Below are 16820 nucleotides of genomic sequence, written 5' to 3' on the forward strand. Positions count from 1 at the left end.
CGAAGACATATTCGAGGTTCAGTAATGATTTTCCTTTACGTCAATCACCTTTCCAGCGAAAAGAAACCCATCTTATGATGAGTTTCCCGTAAATGTATGAGCTGCTTCCTTTGCAACTTGCTCCGCAAGTGCGTCAAGTGAAGCTGGATCGATCTCTGGTTGTGTTGCCTCTGGTGCTTCCAGACGCCAATGTGCGAGAAATTCTATATTACCTTCTCCACCGGTTATCGGTGAAAAAGTTAAACTCTGCAGATGCAAACCAAGTTGACTGGCAAAATGAAGCATCGTCTGCAATACATCCTTGTGTACCTTCGTATCACGTACCACACCGGACTTGCCTACTTTTTCACGCCCTGCCTCAAATTGAGGTTTAATCAATGCAACGATATCTGCAGGTTGTTTCAAAAGAGCCAGAAGTGGCGGCAATATGATTCGCAGTGAAATGAACGACACATCAATGCTCGCAAAGTTCGGCACGGGTCCCGTCAGATCTTCAGGAGTCACATAGCGGAAATTAGTTCGTTCCATAACAGTAACCCGCTCATCATTACGCAAAGACCAATCGAGCTGATTATAGCCCACATCAATAGCGTAGACGTGAGATGCGCCATGCTGAAGTGCACAATCCGTAAATCCACCGGTGGATGAACCAATGTCGAGCATGACAAGTCCATTCATATCAAGGTCGAAATGACGGATCGCTTTTTCGAGCTTCAATCCGCCTCTGCCGACGTAGGGATGTACCGAGCCTTTAACTTTCAGCTCGGCTTCTCTTGGAATTTTCATGCCCGCCTTTTCGATCGGCTCATTATTGGCATAGACCAGTCCAGCCATGATTGCAGCTTTTGCCTTCTCACGACTTTCATAATAGCCCTGCTCAACCAGCAGAACATCAATTCGTTCTTTCGGGAGTGACATGTCTGTCTCCTATCATGTAAATTTACGAAGGAAAACGTGTTTTGGGTATGCCGTAAGATGATTGAACAGCCATCTTGCGCAGTTCAGCACATACATTCTCAACGGTAAGACCTACTTCCTCACGTTGTTCCTTAATACTGCCATGCTCGATGAAGCGATCCGGAATCCCCATCAATTGTACATGAACATCATGCAGTCCCTGCTCTGCATAAAACTCCAGAACTGCACTACCCATGCTACCTGCTTGAGATGTTTCTTCAAGTACAATCAATTTGGTGCCTCGAACAGCTAAATCACGCAACATTTGCTCGTCAAGAGGTTTCAGGAAGCGAGCGTTGATTACGCCTGCTGTGATACCTTCCCGCTTCACCATCTCTGCTGCTTCTTCTGCAAGCTGCACCATCGAACCTGAAGCGATGACAGCATATCCCTCGGATGGACGCAGTTGCTCCCATGATCCGATTGGAATCGGAACAAGTACATCATCCAAAGGTACACCGACCACATTGTTTCGTGGATAACGGTAAGCAATTGGACCTTCATTATAATCAAGCGCCGTTTTCATCATATGACGCAATTCATTTTCGTCTTTTGGCATCATCAGAACGATATTTGGAATATGGCGCATAAATGCCACATCGTATACCCCTTGATGTGTTTCCCCATCCGGACCAACAAACCCCGCACGGTCAATAGCAAACATCACGTTGGCGTTATGACGGCAGATATCATGTACAATCTGATCATATGCACGTTGCATAAACGTAGAATACACGGCAAAGACCGGCTTCAAGCCTTCCATAGCCAGTGCAGCACACATGGTTGCCGCATGCTGTTCTGCGATACCTACGTCAATCATGCGGTCAGGAAATTCCTTACTAAAAGGAATGAGACCTGATCCTGTAGGCATTGCTGGCGTTACAGCTACGACCCGCTTATCCTGCTTCGCAAGATCAATTAACGTTTGACCGAACACTTCCGTGTACATCGGTTTTCCGACTGCCTTCAGCACTTGACCGGATTCAATTTTGTACGGAGAAATCCCGTGCCACTTGTGCGAATCGGCTTCTGCTGGCTGATAACCTTTGCCTTTGGTCGTGAGCACGTGAACGAGCACAGGACCATCAACGTTATCTGCCTGTTTGAAGGTTTCGATCAATTTGGGAATATCGTGCCCATCAATTGGTCCCAAATACGTGAAGCCCAGTTCTTCGAAAAGAACACCTGGTACCATCATATATTTGACACTATCTTTGATCCAGCTTGCCGATTTGGCCAAACGGTCCCCAATAGCAGGAATTTTTTTAAGCATCCCCTCGACATCATCTTTCGCTTTCAGATAATGACGATCCGAACGAATCTTGCTCAAATATTTATGCATGGCCCCAACATTTGGAGCAATGGACATTTCATTATCATTCAGAATAACCATCAGTTTTCTCTGCTCATGACCGATATGATTGAGGGCCTCAAAAGCCATACCACCTGTAAGCGCTCCATCACCAATCATCGCGATAACTTGGTTGTCCTCACCCTTCAGATCACGTGCAAGGGCCATCCCCATCGCAGCGGACAATGAAGTACTGCTGTGTCCAGCTTCCCATACATCATGTTCGCTTTCGTTGCGTTTGACAAACCCGCACAGGCCGTTATGTTGACGCAATGTATCAAAGCGATCCATACGCCCTGTCAGGACTTTATGCACATAAGCCTGATGCCCTACATCAAAAATCATTTTGTCTGCTGGACTGTTATAGCAGTAATGCAGGGCTACCGTGAGCTCAACCACGCCTAAGTTGGGTGCGAGATGCCCACCTGTAACAGACAGTTTCTCAATCAGAAACTGCCGGATCTCTGCCGACAAAAGGGCAAGATCATCCTGAGACATCGACTTTAGATCACTGGGTTGTTTAATTTGTGGAAGCAGCACGAGAATCTCCCCGCTTTCCTAGATTGTTTAGTTATTGTTGTAAATCGATATATACATTATGAATCAAATGACATTAAATCATTATAACATAAAAGAACAAGAATCATAATTTACTGCACTATACTCCCGATAACGAGCATTCTCGCCAGCAAGTTATTTAAAATTCTTCTCCATATGTATTCCCGCATCCACTCGGGACAGCTCTTTCCATCTACTCGGAAAAAGGACATTACATTCATTACACGGCTATACAGGTTTTGAAACAGACCGCTCCGTCAGAATCTAATGGTCTCGACTCATCAGATAATCTGCAATTTCCAGCAATCTGGATGCATCAGGTAACTCGGCTCTTTCAAGTGCGTCTTTGGCAGATTGGGTAAGGGATTTCACTTCATCTACAGAAGCTTCCATGCCAATAAAATAAGGATATGTTACCTTCTGCTGATTCACATCGCTCTGTGTTTTCTTGCCCATCTTCTGCTCGTCACCCGTCAGGTCGAGAATATCATCCTGAATCTGAAATGCCAGCCCCAGATCACGGCCAAACACACGTAAGGCTTCCAATTGTCCCTCCGTTGCTCCACCAATTCGTGCTCCAGCAATGAGTGAGAAAACAATCAGATCACCCGTTTTGTGCAAATGAATATATTGGAGCTGTGAAAGATCGGTCATGCCTTGCTCGCCTTCCATATCCGCAACTTGGCCGCCGACCATGCCTCTTGCTCCAGCAAGTTCGGACATGTCCTCTACGATGGACAGCAACGCATCTGCCGCTACACCGCTACGGCGTCCAGCTTGAACAATGCTATAAAAAGCATGGGTTAACAGCGCATCACCTGCCAATATGGCTGTTGCCTCACCATATACCTTATGATTCGTTAACTTTCCCCTGCGGTAATCATCATTATCCATAGCAGGCAGGTCGTCGTGGATCAGTGAATACGTATGAACCATCTCCACGGCGCAGGCTACCGGCATTGCAGCTGTACGCTGTGCACCGAAGGCTTCCGCCACAGCAACGACCAGAAGAGGACGAAGGCGTTTGCCTCCGGCCATAAGTGAATACTGCATCGCATCCGTCAGCGACTGGGGTACATCCCAGTGATCGGGAAGCGTGTGTTTCAACGCTTCTGTCACCTCAGCTGTGACCTCTTCGAGATATGCTTGAAACGAAGGACGATTACTCATGGACTTCACCGCTCTCATCGTCAGCAGTTCCAAAAGGCTTCTTGCGAAGCTCTCCATCTTCTTCTACGATCATCTCGATCTTGCGTTCCACTTGTTCCAGCTTCAGACCGCAAAGTTGCGAAAGTTTCATCCCGCGTTGAAACAGATCGATGGCCTGTTCCAATGGAACATCACCATGTTCCAGCTGACCTACAATGTCTTCCAATGCCGCCATTGCCTCTTCAAAATTCAATTCCGGTTCATTCGCCATGGGTATTGTCGTCCTCCTTCATTCCCCAAACCTGACAGTCCAGCTGTCCGTCTGTTAATTTAATCTTAATTGAATCTCCAGGCTGTACATCTTTCGTTGACTTGATCAATCGCTGTTCTTGCTCATCATAGACAAGGCTGTATCCCCGTGACATGACTTTGAGAGGGCTAAGCGCGTCCAGATGCCGCACAGATGATTTCCACTGTTGCTGCTTCGATCTGGCTATAGACCTGATCGCAAGTTCCAGTTGTCTGCGTGCTGCCGCATTCTCACGGCGTGCTACATTGACCTGCTCACGAGGATTGAATCGTTGCAGTGCTGCCCGCAGACGCTCCTGCTTCTCTCCTGTCCATTTCATACGTGTATCGACTGTTCTCAAAAGACGTTGGTGCATCATATCCAGTCGTTCTGTGTGCTGCATCAAGGTACGTCTTGGATGCACCAGCACTGGCGAACGCTGTAATCTTGCGAGCCGTTCACGATTATGTACAGCACGCTGACGTAAGCTGTGCTGTAACTGGCGCTGACGTTGTCCGATCTGATCAAGCAACTCAGCTCGATTAGGTACAGCTAATTCAGCAGCTGCTGTAGGTGTAGCCGCACGCAAATCGGCTGCAAAATCAGCAATAGTGAAGTCCGTTTCGTGCCCAACCGCAGAAATGACAGGAATATCCGAAGCAACTATTGCTCTTGCCACAATCTCCTCATTAAAGGCCCACAACTCCTCCAGTGAACCGCCTCCGCGTCCAACGATAAGTACATCGGCTTCTCCCATCCGGTTCAGGTTGCCAATCGCTTTGACAATGGAAGGTGCTGCACCCTTCCCTTGAACCAGAACAGGATATAAAACAACTTTGGCAGAAGGGTATCTGCGCTGGAGTGTGATCATAATGTCTCGCACCGCCGCTCCCGTCGGTGAAGTTACAACCCCGATGGTCTGTGGATAACGAGGGATCTGTCTTTTTCGAGAAGGTGAAAATAACCCTTCATCCTCAAGCTTTTTCTTCAGCTGTTCGTAAGCCAGATACAGACTTCCAATTCCGTCCGGCTGCATATGGGTAGCATAGAATTGATACTGCCCATCCCGTTCATACACCGAAACATTACCACGGGCAATAACCCTTGCACCCTCCTTCGGTACAAAGGGTAATCGCTGGTTATGGGACGCAAACATAATTGACTTGATCCGGCTGTCCTTGTCCTTCAATGTAAAATACATATGGCCGCTGGAGTGATGTGTGAAATTCGAAATCTCCCCGCGCAGCCAGACGTCCGACAGGACCTGATCCGATTCCAGTTTCATCCGGATGTATCGGTTCAGGTCTTTGATGGAGTAGATCTTTTGATCTGCCACAGACAAAACCCTAGGCCAATCCGTGAGCGCGCTTGGCAGCGATCAATGTATTTTGCATCAGCATTGTGATTGTCATCGGACCAACACCGCCAGGAACGGGTGTAATTGGACCAGAAACTTCTTTCACACTCTCGAAATCAACGTCTCCTGCCAGTTTGCCATTCTCCAAACGGTTCATGCCGACATCGATAACAACAGCACCTGGTTTCACAAAATCAGCATCCACAAAATTAGCACGGCCGATGGCTACAACTAAAATGTCCGCCTGACGTGTAATTTCTTTCATGTTGGCTGTACGGGAATGACACATGGTTACCGTCGCATTCTCACGTTGCAGCAACAGGGATACCGGTTTACCAACGATGTTGCTTCTTCCGATGACCACCGCATGTTTACCGGACATTTCCAATCCAGTGCGCTTGATCAGTTCAATTACACCCGCTGGGGTACATGGAAGCAGACTATCGTCCCCAATAACAAGATTACCAACATTGACTGGATGGAACCCGTCTACGTCTTTATCCACGGCAATTGCATCAATAACCGCTTTCTCTTCGATATGTTTCGGTAGTGGGAGTTGAACCAAAATTCCGTTAATGGATTGTTGATTGTTCAGCTTGTCCACCAGCGCAAGCAGATCTTCTTGGGACGTATCTGCATCCAAGCGATGCACTTCGGAGTAAAAACCGAGGTCGTGACATGCTTTTTCTTTATTACGCACATATACTTGGGATGCCGGATCTTCCCCGACGAGCACAACAGCCAGACCAGGTACTACCCCCTGTTCGCTAAGCTGTTTTACTTCTGTTGTCATGCTTGCGCGGATCTCTTGGGATACTTCTTTACCGTTAATAATAGATGCTGTCATTGTACTCTCTCTCCCTTATGTGAATATAAATTTAGAGGTTGTTCAAAAAGCCCGCTTTTGATTACGAAGGATACTGAAAACCGGTCTTTTTGAACACACACTATAATTAATCTTAACTTAAGATAATTTTGCTTTAATCGCGTCTACTTCCTGAATCATGCGTCCAAGTACACCATTGACGAATTTACCGGATTCTTCTGTACCAAAATATTTGGACAGTTCAATCGCTTCATTGACCGATACCTTTGCCGGAATGTCATCACGAAACACCATTTCATACGTAGACAGTCGTAGAATCTGGCGATCTACACGTGATAGACGGCTGATCTGCCAACCTTTCAAATAATCCACCAGCAGCCCGTCAATCGCTTCTTTATTGTTCCATGCTCCTTGTACAATCTCAGTAACATAGGTACGCATTACATCTGCATCGCGGATAACCACTTCGGTTTCATTATCTTCAGCGGCTTCATTAATCAACATGTTTACAGCTTCTGCTGCGCCTACCTCATTCATTTCCATTTGATACAGACTTTGTACTGCAATTTCCCTTGCCAAACGTCTTTTCATGTCCTGCCTCCTGCAGCGCTCCGTCTGGAGCGTCATCATGCTTATTTTATAATCCATGCAACCATCTCATCAAATCCTTTAATAGATTGATCGATGGCTTCCACGGTATTGTTATTGTTATCCCTTTTCACAAAAAAACCTGCAATACGTTTCCTCCAAAAAACGGGCAACCTAAACTACAGCTCTATTTTCGGAAGAAACATATTGCAGGGTTCAGGTAGGTCACTTAAACGGACGCCAGCGATCGCCCAGCCATTGTCCCCACTCCCTCCAGGGAATGGACGAACCCAGCTTCGAATCGCTTCGTCTGCCTAACGTATAACCGATGAACACCAAGAGTGCAAAGAACAACATATCCCAAAAACCGATCCATACATAAAGAAATCCAAAAAAGATGCCGCCGATAATACCGGTAATTCGGCCTCTGTGACTATCCCAAATCTCTTTCCACAGCATCAGTGAAACTCACCTCATTCCACTCGACTCTTGTAGTTAGGCGACTGGGTTACATTAGCGATATACACCGTGACAAAAGAAACCGGGATGCCCGTAATCTCTTGTACATGATCATGAATCGCCTTTTGCAGATCAGAAGTCAGCGCAGGAATAGGTGTCTCACCATCCACTACCGCACGGATCATAATCTCCAGTCCTGACTCAACCACACGTATGCGTGCCTTGACATCACGTACTCCCCGGAAACGGGAAGTTGCCTTCAAACAGAGATTCTCAATCGTCTCCATCGAAATCTGTACATCACCAAACTCAGTACGTTGATCTACAGACGGCAACGATGCACGCTCACGTCGAACCGAGATGTAGAAAAATCGCAAACTCAGGATAAACAAAATCGCTGCTGCAATAACCGACGCAACAATAACGTTTTGTTCCTGCTGGTAATTCAATTCGTAAGGCAGCACACCGCTAATCAGAAGAATGACGGCTGCCGATATTGCTCCAACGCTTATGCTGTATATAAACAACAGAAGCCGATCCAGTATTTTAGCCACGAACTGCACAGCCTCCCTTGCTCACTAACATGACTTAACCTGTTCACTAGCAAAAAATCAGATCCTCATCTAGCTTTCGCTATAATGAAGACCTGTCCAAGACGGGATAACCCCCGGCAGATGATGCCGGGGGAAACTGTCTTCTTTTATTTTACGCGCTGACTGTTCAGGTCGATCTCTTCCACTTTCTCGGTGCTCTTGAACTGAACGTCATGAATGTGCACATTCACTTCATTCACATTCAATCCTGTCATGTTCTCGATGGAACGTTTCACGTTCTGTTGAATCTCCGTAGCTACTTGTGGCAGACGGTATCCATACTCGATAATTACAGAAACATCAACTGCAGCTTCACGTTGGCCCACTTCAACTTTAACGCCTTTGGAAAGGTTTTTGCGACCAAGCAATTCAGCAAATCCGCCAGCGAATCCGCCACTCATGCCTGCAACACCTTTCACTTCAAGGGTCGCCAATCCAGCAATCACTTCAATAACTTCAGGTGCGATCTGGATTTCACCTATATCCGTTCGTTCAAATTCAGTCGGTAGTGTACTCATAACTGTTCAACACACCTTTCGCGAGATAAGTTTGCGGCCATCCGTCAGGGCGCTGGAATCAGGTCAATCGACCTTCAGAACCCTTCCGGTCCGGCTTTACCGGAACTCCTGCAAACATCCGCAAGGTGCGGGCTTATCCTTTGCAGGAGACATGCGCTCTTATTATTCATACTATATCATTTGGGCTACATTATGACAAACAAGCCCAATATACCTTTTAAATCTCGTTTTCTTCAAGAAATTTGATATCAAAGTCACCACGAATGAACGTTGGGTGCTCCAGCAATTTCTGATGGAAAGGAATAGTTGTAGATATGCCTTCAATTGCAAATTCCCCAAGCGCACGTTTCATCTTGGCAATCGCCTCTTCACGATTCGCTCCCCACACAATCAATTTTGCAATCATGGAGTCATAGAAAGGTGAAATGGTATAACCCGGATAAGCAGCACTATCTACCCGAACGCCAGGTCCTCCCGGTGCAAGGTAGAATCCGATTTTGCCTGGTGATGGCATAAAGTTACGGTCCGGATCTTCTGCATTAATACGACATTCAATGGACCAGCCATTGATAACCACGTCTTCCTGACGGAATGAGAGTGGGTTGCCTTCAGCTACCGAGATCATCTCACGGATCAGATCCACGCCAGTAACCATCTCAGTTACCGGGTGCTCTACCTGAATACGCGTATTCATCTCCATGAAATAGAACTCGCCATTCGGGCTGAGCAGGAACTCCAATGTACCCGCTCCCGAGTAATCCACAGCAAGGGCAGCACGTACCGCAGCTTCACCCATCAGTGTACGCACATCTTCGGAGAGAATCGGACACGGAGCTTCTTCTACCAATTTCTGGCGACGACGCTGAACCGAGCAATCACGCTCTCCCAAATGTGCTGCATTTCCGTGTTTATCAGCAATGATCTGAATTTCCACGTGTTTCATACCTGTCAGGAATTTCTCCAGATATACACCTGCATTGCCAAATGCCTTTTGTGCTTCCTGCTGAGCAGCGGTAATCTGCTTAATCAGCGTTTCTTCATCTTCGGCAATACGAATTCCCTTACCTCCGCCACCAGCAGTAGCTTTGATAATGATAGGATATCCGATATCTCTAGCAATCATGATGGCTTCATCCATATTTTCAACAAGGCCGTCTGATCCAGGAATAACAGGTACTCCTGCATCTTTCATCGTCTGTTTGGCAACAGCCTTGTCACCCATTTTGGTGATGGCTTCAGGAGAAGGTCCAATAAACGTAATATTGCAAGACTCACAAATTTCCGCAAAATCAGCATTCTCCGCCAAAAAACCATAACCAGGGTGGATTGCATCACATTCCGTCAGCGTGGCTACACTCATCAGGTTTGTGAAGTTGAGGTAACTGTCCTTAGACAGTGTCGGTCCGATACAATAAGCCTCATCTGCAAGACGAACATGCAGAGAATCCTTGTCCGCTTCCGAATAGACGGCTACCGTTGAGATACCGATTTCACGGCAGGCACGAATAATACGTACCGCAATCTCTCCACGGTTCGCAATCAGTATTTTTTGAAATTTCATTTCGTTTTGTCCTCCTTCGAAGCTCATGCGGTTAGCTGTTAACCAGCTATAACGGTTATTCCGGTTTCACCAGGAAAAGGGGCTGCCCATACTCGACCAGCTGTCCGTTCTCAACCAGCACTTCAACGATTTCTCCCTTGATGTCCGCATCAAGCTCGTTCATCAGCTTCATAGCTTCGATGATACATACCGTTGTTTTCTCAACAACTTTATCACCAGCGCTCACAAAAGGACCCGCTTCCGGCGAGGAAGCTCTGTAAAAAGTACCTACCATCGGAGATACAATTTTATGTAAATGACTTGTAGTATCGACCTGCGGTGCAGCCTCACTTACCACTGCTGCCGGCTGTACTTGCGGAGCAGCAATCATTTGCGGTTGCATAGCAGCTGCTTGAACATACTCCGTTTTGCCCGGTTTGCGGATTGATAACCGTGATCCTTCATTTTCAATTTCCAACTCTTGAACGGAACTTTCATCTACCAGTTTAATCAGTTCTTTGATTTCACTCAATTTAAACATTTCCATTATTCACTCCTTCGGCATCATGCCAGTCTCACTAGGACGGTCATATGGCTTTATGTATTATATCATAATCATTAAAAATGGAAAGAGCCCGAGAGTACAACCAGCTCCCGGGACTGTATTTCCATGATTTGGATTACTGTTCTGTGACGTATTGCACGCTGATTTTGTTCTGTGAAACCGCCAATTCTTTCATAACCAGATCTACAATGGATACCGCCTGTTTTACATCCAGTTTGTCACTGAGAACCACAACTTTATACTTGTCGGCATCTTCTTCAACGATCGCATTAGCGAACTGTTGAGAGAGCGTCTCCTCAATGCCAGTGATTTTAGCTTCTTTTTCTTCCAGTGTACGGAGTTGCTCCGTTGCTTTGGCATTCTCCTCTGGCGTTTTGCTCAGATCACCTGCCACGGTCATCAGTTCCTCATACTTACGATTGTTGCTTTCCTCACGTTGCCACTGGTAGTTCTGGAACTGGCTGCTCGCAGATGCTGTCGTATTCTGCTCTTCCATTTCCTTGAGGACTTCCTCATCTGTCTTGGTTGCAGTGCCGCCTGCCTGACCGTCTGTCTCCGGTGTAGTTGTTGCCCCTTTGTCGGTCTCTTTGTTGGTTTCTTTGCCTGCCTCACCCTTATTCTCGCCTGGTTCGACAGCAGGTGTTTTCTCTGTATTTCCAGCTTCTTTACCTTCCGTAGCCGCCGGTTCTTCCACAGCGCCAGCCGCACTTGGATCACTTTCAACTTCGCCGCTATTCACCACTTCATTCACAACCAAACCTTCTGTAGGATCAAGAATACCTGCCGTCTCCTTTGCTTCCCCTTGCTTGATTCCATCCACTTGCTGACTGTCAGCCACCGGCGCGTTGACTGGACCGGAATCCTCAGTGAACAGATAATACGCGGACAAAATGACCATCAGACTCAGCATGGAAACGAGCCATACCGTTTGACGTTTGTTATTCATTAGAACTTCCTCCTCAAATTGGCTTCAATCTTATGAGAATTGAATCTTGTGATTCAACACATCAGATTAGTCTTGTTTGCGCGGTACAACCGAGATCCGGTAGGCTGCCACATTCAGTCCTTTTTCCACAGCATCGGTTATCAGGTCCTTCACAACCTTGTTCTCTGCACCCCTCGCAACCACAAGCACCCCACGGATCTGCGGTTTGAGCTTTTTGGTCACTATAGGTGTCTGATCCCCTGCTATTTCGTAAGTAATAATCTCGCCATCACGGGTATATTGCGTCATATGCCGTTTGCCCCCGCTAGCATCGGTTTCTTCGGTAAGTTGCTGAGAATCCTTCACGTTCCGCTGAACGACCAATTCTTCTGTGGAATCCACGGTAACCATCACATCAACCGTTCCCACACCAACAATGTTTTCCAGCACACCTTTGATTTTGTCTTCAAATGCAATTTCGATCGCCTGAAAAGGATTCTGTTCCGACGGATCACTCTGTATGGATGCCATGGATGTTGCCGGGTCCGGTGGTTCCCGACCGATATTTTCGGAATCAATTTTTTTGACATTGACGAAGGAATTGAACAGCATGATTCCCACCCCGATCAAACCCAGGATAATCAGCCAGCGGAAGGTTTGACTTCGCCTTGCCCCACCCTCTCCGCCACCCATCCAGGTTTCCATCTTTTTGAACCATTGTTTCATCGGACACCCTCCTTCTCAGAGCACTTCAGCACTTTTTGGTTCTGTCACTTGAACGTTGTTTGCATCAACATCCCACTTTTCAGTCAACAATGTAATAATCTGCACCGCATGTTCGGACCTTGTGGATGTCACACCTTGCTGCTTCGTCTCATCTGCCTGATCACGTATAACAGGCTCGGAAGACGCTTCATTTCCATCACGTTGCCCTCTACTCACATCAATCTGTACATCAGGCACTTCAATCTGACCGATCTGGATGGGCTGTTGTATTTGATGTGATTTATCCTTCTCGGATTCTGTGTCTGTTCCAAATATGGGTTGTGTGTTAGCAGCGACTTCTTGCTGTCCTGCTTTCACTTCTCCTTCTGCACCCCCTCCGGCCATCTCGACCAACACACGCTGGATCACAGGCAGTTCGACTGATGAGGCAGCTTCCATCTCGGTTTCATATTTACTCATGGCCAGCTGTACCTCTACGGACCGCACCCTCGCTCCTGTTGTTTCTTCAATCTGACCTTTCATGACATTAGCCAGTTCTTTGGCTGTCCATTGTAAGGATTGTTCCTGTTCATTGGATTGTAGCCGTTTGCCCTGAGCTAATATCTGTTCGAGTGTCGCATTCCCATTCGATGGAGCATCCATTGCAGACATTGCCCGTTTCAGTTCGCCAACCGGATCACTTTTGAGTAGCTTGGTTATGGGTGATAAAAGGGTCAGCAGGATGAGAAGGCTCAGCACAAGCTTGACATAACGTTCCATGGATCGATTGGGCAACAACATATCCACAAAAGTCGCTAGCAGAACGATCATAATCAAATCCTGGAGCCAGTTGCTCAGCCACCCCATCCTTTCCCCCCCTTTCTTGCCAACATACATTCAGCGCATCATGACAGTCAGATTGCCCGCGGTCAGCAAGATGGTAATGGCCAGGAAAAACATCAGCCCGACGGCTGCCAGCGCCGCAAATACGTAGATCATGCTCTTGCCGATGGCCTGGAGGCATCCTACAATCGGGGTGTCTCCTAGCGGTTGCATAATGGCACCAGTTACGTTGTATATCAAGGCAAGAGCCAGAATCTTGAGTGCCGGAAAGGCACATAGAAACAAAATGATGATCACTCCGGTGAGTCCAATTGCATTTTTGACAAGTAAAGAAGCTGTAATTACAGTATCCGTCGCATCCGCAAATGTTCTGCCCACGACAGGGACAAAGTTGCCTGCGATGTATTTGGCGGCCTTCAGGCTAACTCCATCCGCTACGGAGCCCGATGCTCCCTGAACCGAGATTACACCCAAAAACATCGTCAGCAGGATACCCAGCAGTGCCACACTAATATTGCGCAGGAGGTCTGCCAGCTGTGTCAGCTTGTACTTGTCAGACAATGAACTGACGAGATGCAGAACAGCTGAGAAGAAGAGTAACGGGAATACCAGCAAGTGAATCAACGTACTCACCAGATGAATCATGAAAATGATGAGTGGATGTGTCACCGAGACGGTGATGACATTACCCATGGACGCAAGCAGTGTGAATAACAAGGGAACCATGGCCATCATGAAGTTGATCATGCCGGTTATGGCATCCTTGGCGTATCCAATCGCCACACTGAAGCTGTTGATCGCAATAATGATGATGACCATATAACAGATGGAATAGGCGATTTTGCTAATATTATTTTTCTCAAATGCGGTCTGAAGAGTCTCCAGAATCATGCTGAGTACACTTAACATCACAATCGTGACCAGAAGTTTGCCATTATATAAAATTTCATGCAGCATGAAGGTTCCTATCGCTACAAACACCGATTTCAGGCTGAACCCTTCATTGCCGGGGATTAACATATCCATGAAGGAAGGGGTCTTCCCATCCGGGAAGAAACCACCGTATTGTTGCATCAGTTGATCCCAGTATTTCTCCACCTGATCCTTGGGAAGCTGATCGGCCTGCTGCTCCATCCACTCACCGGAAGGCGAGGTTGCAGTAACCTGTCCCAGGATACCAAACAGAAAACAGAGCATCAGCACAACCGTAAGGCGCCACTGCGGCTTATGATGCATTGATTTCATATGAAGTCCGCACGCCCTTTCTACACCGGCATCAGCTTCATGACGGTTTCGATAATAATGCTGATGATCGGTATAGCAAGTACAAGGATCAGTACCTTACCAGCCAATTCGATCTTGGACGCAATGCTCTCCTGACCTGCATCCCTGACAATCTGTGCGCCAAATTCAGCGATGTACGCTATGCCAATAATTTTCAGCACCGTTTTCAGATAAATACTTTCCATGCCTGAATTCTCGGCAAGCCGCTTCAACACTTCGATGACTGCTCCGATTTTGCCAATCAACAACATGAAGATGACAATGCCGGTCGCGGCAGCAATCAGAAAGGCAAACATCGGTTTCTGTTCCTTAATGACCAGAATGAGCACTGTTGCGATGAGCGCCAAACCTACAACTTGGATAATTTCCACAGGTCACCACCATCCGGCTTCATGACCGATTTCATTGAAAAAGAAATATCGATTTGATCTCTTGTAGCAGGCTGTCCAGCATACGGACCACCATGAACAATACAACGACAAATCCGATTACGGTCACCCAGTGAGCCATATCTTCCTTTCCCATTTGTTTCAGTACCGTGTGAATCATGGCGATGATGATTCCGATACCCGCAATTTGAAAGATTGCGTTCACTTCTAGATTCATGACCTTGGCACCTCACTATCCCGGCTATTTCAGAAGATCAGAATGACGATTAACGCTCCGACAAGCATCCCGAGGCTTCGGCTCATTCGTTCATATTTCATTTGATCGGCCTGGGCACGGGATTCCTCATGCATTAGTTGTTGAATGGCTAACGATATATGTTTGGTCTGATCCTGACGGTCACTTGTGCCAAGGCTGAAGCTTAATTGCAGCATCACTTCCTTCTCGTCAGCCTTCATGGCCGATCTTCCCCACGCCAGATCCACGCCTGACTGTAGACTTTCCCGGGCAGTGAGTCCATGAGGAGGTTCCATCTGTGTAGCTGCATGAAGGAACAGCGTCTTTACAGGTTCTTTGGTCTGTGCTCCCATCTTGCCCATGGCATCGGGAAGCGGAGTGAGCCCATAATTAATCTCCGTCATTAGTCGCTGGAGGGCTGCAATGAGTTCTCGCAATTGTCTTGGTCTTAATGCATACTGTCTGGCCTTGTAAAAACCGGCGAGGGTGCTGGCTAACAGAATAATTACCGCACCAAACATGTTAACCAAAGGCTTCACCTCCTGCCCCGGTCTGCTGCAACCCACGCATTTTGCCATCAGCCAGCCGAAAGGTCATGCCCCGGCTCGTCCGTTGCAGCTGGACATAACGTTGAAACATCTGCTCCGTAATTAAGGTTCTGAGTGCGGGTCTGGCCGACAGCTCCGATAGGTCACGGCCATGCGCAGTCGCAATCACTGAGACTCCTGCATGCAGGGCTTCCATCACCGCTTCGGCATCCTCCGGACGACCGATCTCGTCCACAATCAGGACATCAGGCGACATGGAGCGAAGCATCATCATCATGCCCTCAGCCTTCGGACAACCGTCCATCACATCTGTTCGGGGACCTACGTCGAAGCCAGGCACTCCTTTGTAGCTGCCAGCGATTTCGGACCTTTCATCCACAATGCCCACTTTCAGCCGCGGACGTATTCCCTGAACCAGTTCAGTTCCCCCTGTAAGCTTTGTACCACTGCTAATTTGTCTCGCCAGATCTCGCAGCAACGTCGTTTTCCCTTGTTGTGGTGGTGATAGGATCAACGTGTGCAGGACCTGTCCGCTCTTCATATCGAGAAGATAAGGAAGAATACGATCAGCTACTCCATGTACCTCACGGGCTACCCGAACGTTAAACCCGTTGATGTCACGCAGGTATTCGACACGCCCACCGCTTAGTACCGTTCGTCCAGCAAGCCCAATTCGATGTCCCCCAGGTATGGTGATGAACCCTTTGCGCAGTTCCTCTTCCAATGTATAAAGTGAATGGTTACTGATCAGGTCCAGCAACCTGTGCGTCACTTCTTTCTGAGGAACATACGCTTCTTCAGGATTCCCGGTCGGACAACCTTGAGGTGTCAGGAAGTGGTATGTGTTGCCTGCATTAATCTCCAGGGGTCTGCCTTCACGAATACGTACTTCCTCCACTTGTTCCAATAGAGCGGGTGGCATTCTTCCGAGAATGGTTCGGATCGGTTCCGGAAAAAGTTCCCTCCAGTTCACCTTCATGAGTAGGCTCCTCCAACCTTGAGATCATTTGGTTCACACTTCTGGCGCTTGTTCATATCTCAAGTTTATGCCTGTACATTTAATTTATGACGCTGAAATCTATCAATTCTTTAGAATACGGTTGAGAGTTGAAACCATAGATGCACCTTCTGTTCTAGGCAC

20 protein-coding genes are annotated in these 16820 nt (G+C 47.4%); all 20 read right to left on the reverse strand.

The window, feature by feature from the left end:
• Nucleotides 1–72 precede the first annotated feature (72 nt).
• The 20 genes from BS614_RS23035 to spoIIIAA all read right to left on the reverse strand — a co-directional run bounded on the left by BS614_RS23035 (nucleotide 73) and on the right by spoIIIAA (nucleotide 16658).
• Complete coding sequence (locus tag BS614_RS23035) at nucleotides 73–918, reverse strand: TlyA family RNA methyltransferase (protein ID WP_074095692.1); 846 nt, start codon at nucleotides 916–918, stop codon at nucleotides 73–75.
• A 22-nt stretch (nucleotides 919–940) separates the two neighbouring features.
• Complete coding sequence (gene dxs / locus BS614_RS23040; RefSeq protein ID WP_036614362.1) at nucleotides 941–2848, reverse strand: 1-deoxy-D-xylulose-5-phosphate synthase; 1908 nt, start codon at nucleotides 2846–2848, stop codon at nucleotides 941–943.
• Between the two features lie 282 nt (nucleotides 2849–3130).
• Nucleotides 3131–4036 (reverse strand): polyprenyl synthetase family protein, encoded by a 906-nt coding sequence (locus BS614_RS23045; protein ID WP_074095693.1) that lies wholly within the window; start codon nucleotides 4034–4036, stop codon nucleotides 3131–3133.
• Nucleotides 4029–4286, reverse strand: a complete 258-nt coding sequence (gene xseB / locus BS614_RS23050; protein WP_017687599.1) for an exodeoxyribonuclease VII small subunit — start codon at nucleotides 4284–4286, stop codon at nucleotides 4029–4031. The genes BS614_RS23045 and xseB overlap by 8 nt, the downstream gene beginning before the upstream one ends.
• Nucleotides 4276–5589 (reverse strand): exodeoxyribonuclease VII large subunit, encoded by a 1314-nt coding sequence (gene xseA / locus BS614_RS23055; RefSeq protein WP_244898358.1) that lies wholly within the window; start codon nucleotides 5587–5589, stop codon nucleotides 4276–4278. The genes xseB and xseA overlap by 11 nt, the downstream gene beginning before the upstream one ends.
• A 61-nt stretch (nucleotides 5590–5650) precedes the next feature.
• A complete protein-coding gene (gene folD / locus BS614_RS23060; RefSeq protein WP_017687597.1) occupies nucleotides 5651–6508 on the reverse strand; it encodes a bifunctional methylenetetrahydrofolate dehydrogenase/methenyltetrahydrofolate cyclohydrolase FolD in 858 nt (285 codons plus the stop codon).
• Nucleotides 6509–6625: 117 nt separating this feature from the next.
• Nucleotides 6626–7078, reverse strand: a complete 453-nt coding sequence (nusB, locus tag BS614_RS23065; RefSeq protein ID WP_017687596.1) for a transcription antitermination factor NusB — start codon at nucleotides 7076–7078, stop codon at nucleotides 6626–6628.
• 222 nt (nucleotides 7079–7300) lie between these two features.
• Nucleotides 7301–7534 (reverse strand): DUF2273 domain-containing protein, encoded by a 234-nt coding sequence (locus tag BS614_RS23070; protein WP_017687595.1) that lies wholly within the window; start codon nucleotides 7532–7534, stop codon nucleotides 7301–7303.
• A gap of 14 nt (nucleotides 7535–7548) precedes the next feature.
• Nucleotides 7549–8088, reverse strand: a complete 540-nt coding sequence (amaP, locus tag BS614_RS23075; protein ID WP_017687594.1) for an alkaline shock response membrane anchor protein AmaP — start codon at nucleotides 8086–8088, stop codon at nucleotides 7549–7551.
• Nucleotides 8089–8234: 146 nt separating this feature from the next.
• Complete coding sequence (locus BS614_RS23080) at nucleotides 8235–8645, reverse strand: Asp23/Gls24 family envelope stress response protein (protein ID WP_017687593.1); 411 nt, start codon at nucleotides 8643–8645, stop codon at nucleotides 8235–8237.
• 217 nt (nucleotides 8646–8862) lie between these two features.
• Nucleotides 8863–10206 carry an acetyl-CoA carboxylase biotin carboxylase subunit gene (gene accC / locus BS614_RS23085; RefSeq protein WP_036614375.1) on the reverse strand — a complete coding sequence of 448 codons (1344 nt, stop codon included), beginning with the start codon at nucleotides 10204–10206 and terminating at the stop codon, nucleotides 8863–8865.
• Nucleotides 10207–10261: 55 nt separating this feature from the next.
• The gene (accB, locus tag BS614_RS23090; protein WP_074096963.1) at nucleotides 10262–10726 is read right to left on the reverse strand and encodes an acetyl-CoA carboxylase biotin carboxyl carrier protein; all 465 of its coding nucleotides are present in this window, start codon (nucleotides 10724–10726) and stop codon (nucleotides 10262–10264) included.
• Nucleotides 10727–10865: 139 nt separating this feature from the next.
• Entirely contained in the window at nucleotides 10866–11696 is an 831-nt protein-coding gene (locus BS614_RS23095) for a SpoIIIAH-like family protein (RefSeq protein ID WP_074095695.1), read from the reverse strand.
• A 66-nt stretch (nucleotides 11697–11762) separates the two neighbouring features.
• The gene (spoIIIAG, locus tag BS614_RS23100) at nucleotides 11763–12401 is read right to left on the reverse strand and encodes a stage III sporulation protein AG (RefSeq protein WP_036614381.1); all 639 of its coding nucleotides are present in this window, start codon (nucleotides 12399–12401) and stop codon (nucleotides 11763–11765) included.
• 15 nt (nucleotides 12402–12416) lie between these two features.
• On the reverse strand, nucleotides 12417–13247 hold the full coding sequence (gene spoIIIAF / locus BS614_RS23105; protein WP_074095696.1) for a stage III sporulation protein AF: 831 nt from the start codon (nucleotides 13245–13247) through the stop codon (nucleotides 12417–12419).
• A 30-nt stretch (nucleotides 13248–13277) separates the two neighbouring features.
• The gene (gene spoIIIAE / locus BS614_RS23110; RefSeq protein WP_397376270.1) at nucleotides 13278–14420 is read right to left on the reverse strand and encodes a stage III sporulation protein AE; all 1143 of its coding nucleotides are present in this window, start codon (nucleotides 14418–14420) and stop codon (nucleotides 13278–13280) included.
• Between the two features lie 68 nt (nucleotides 14421–14488).
• Nucleotides 14489–14878: a stage III sporulation protein AD gene (gene spoIIIAD, locus BS614_RS23115; RefSeq protein WP_017687586.1), complete on the reverse strand. Its 390-nt coding sequence runs from the start codon at nucleotides 14876–14878 to the stop codon at nucleotides 14489–14491.
• Nucleotides 14879–14909: 31 nt separating this feature from the next.
• Nucleotides 14910–15113, reverse strand: coding sequence for a stage III sporulation protein AC (gene spoIIIAC / locus BS614_RS23120; RefSeq protein WP_017687585.1), 204 nt, complete (start codon nucleotides 15111–15113; stop codon nucleotides 14910–14912).
• Nucleotides 15114–15142: 29 nt separating this feature from the next.
• Nucleotides 15143–15661 carry a stage III sporulation protein SpoIIIAB gene (spoIIIAB, locus tag BS614_RS23125; protein ID WP_036614389.1) on the reverse strand — a complete coding sequence of 173 codons (519 nt, stop codon included), beginning with the start codon at nucleotides 15659–15661 and terminating at the stop codon, nucleotides 15143–15145.
• On the reverse strand, nucleotides 15654–16658 hold the full coding sequence (spoIIIAA, locus tag BS614_RS23130; protein WP_036674989.1) for a stage III sporulation protein AA: 1005 nt from the start codon (nucleotides 16656–16658) through the stop codon (nucleotides 15654–15656). Before spoIIIAA ends, spoIIIAB begins: the two co-directional genes overlap by 8 nt.
• Nucleotides 16659–16820 lie beyond the last annotated feature (162 nt).

It is taken from the genome of Paenibacillus xylanexedens (assembly GCF_001908275.1).
In the GTDB taxonomy this organism is placed as follows: domain Bacteria; phylum Bacillota; class Bacilli; order Paenibacillales; family Paenibacillaceae; genus Paenibacillus; species Paenibacillus xylanexedens_A.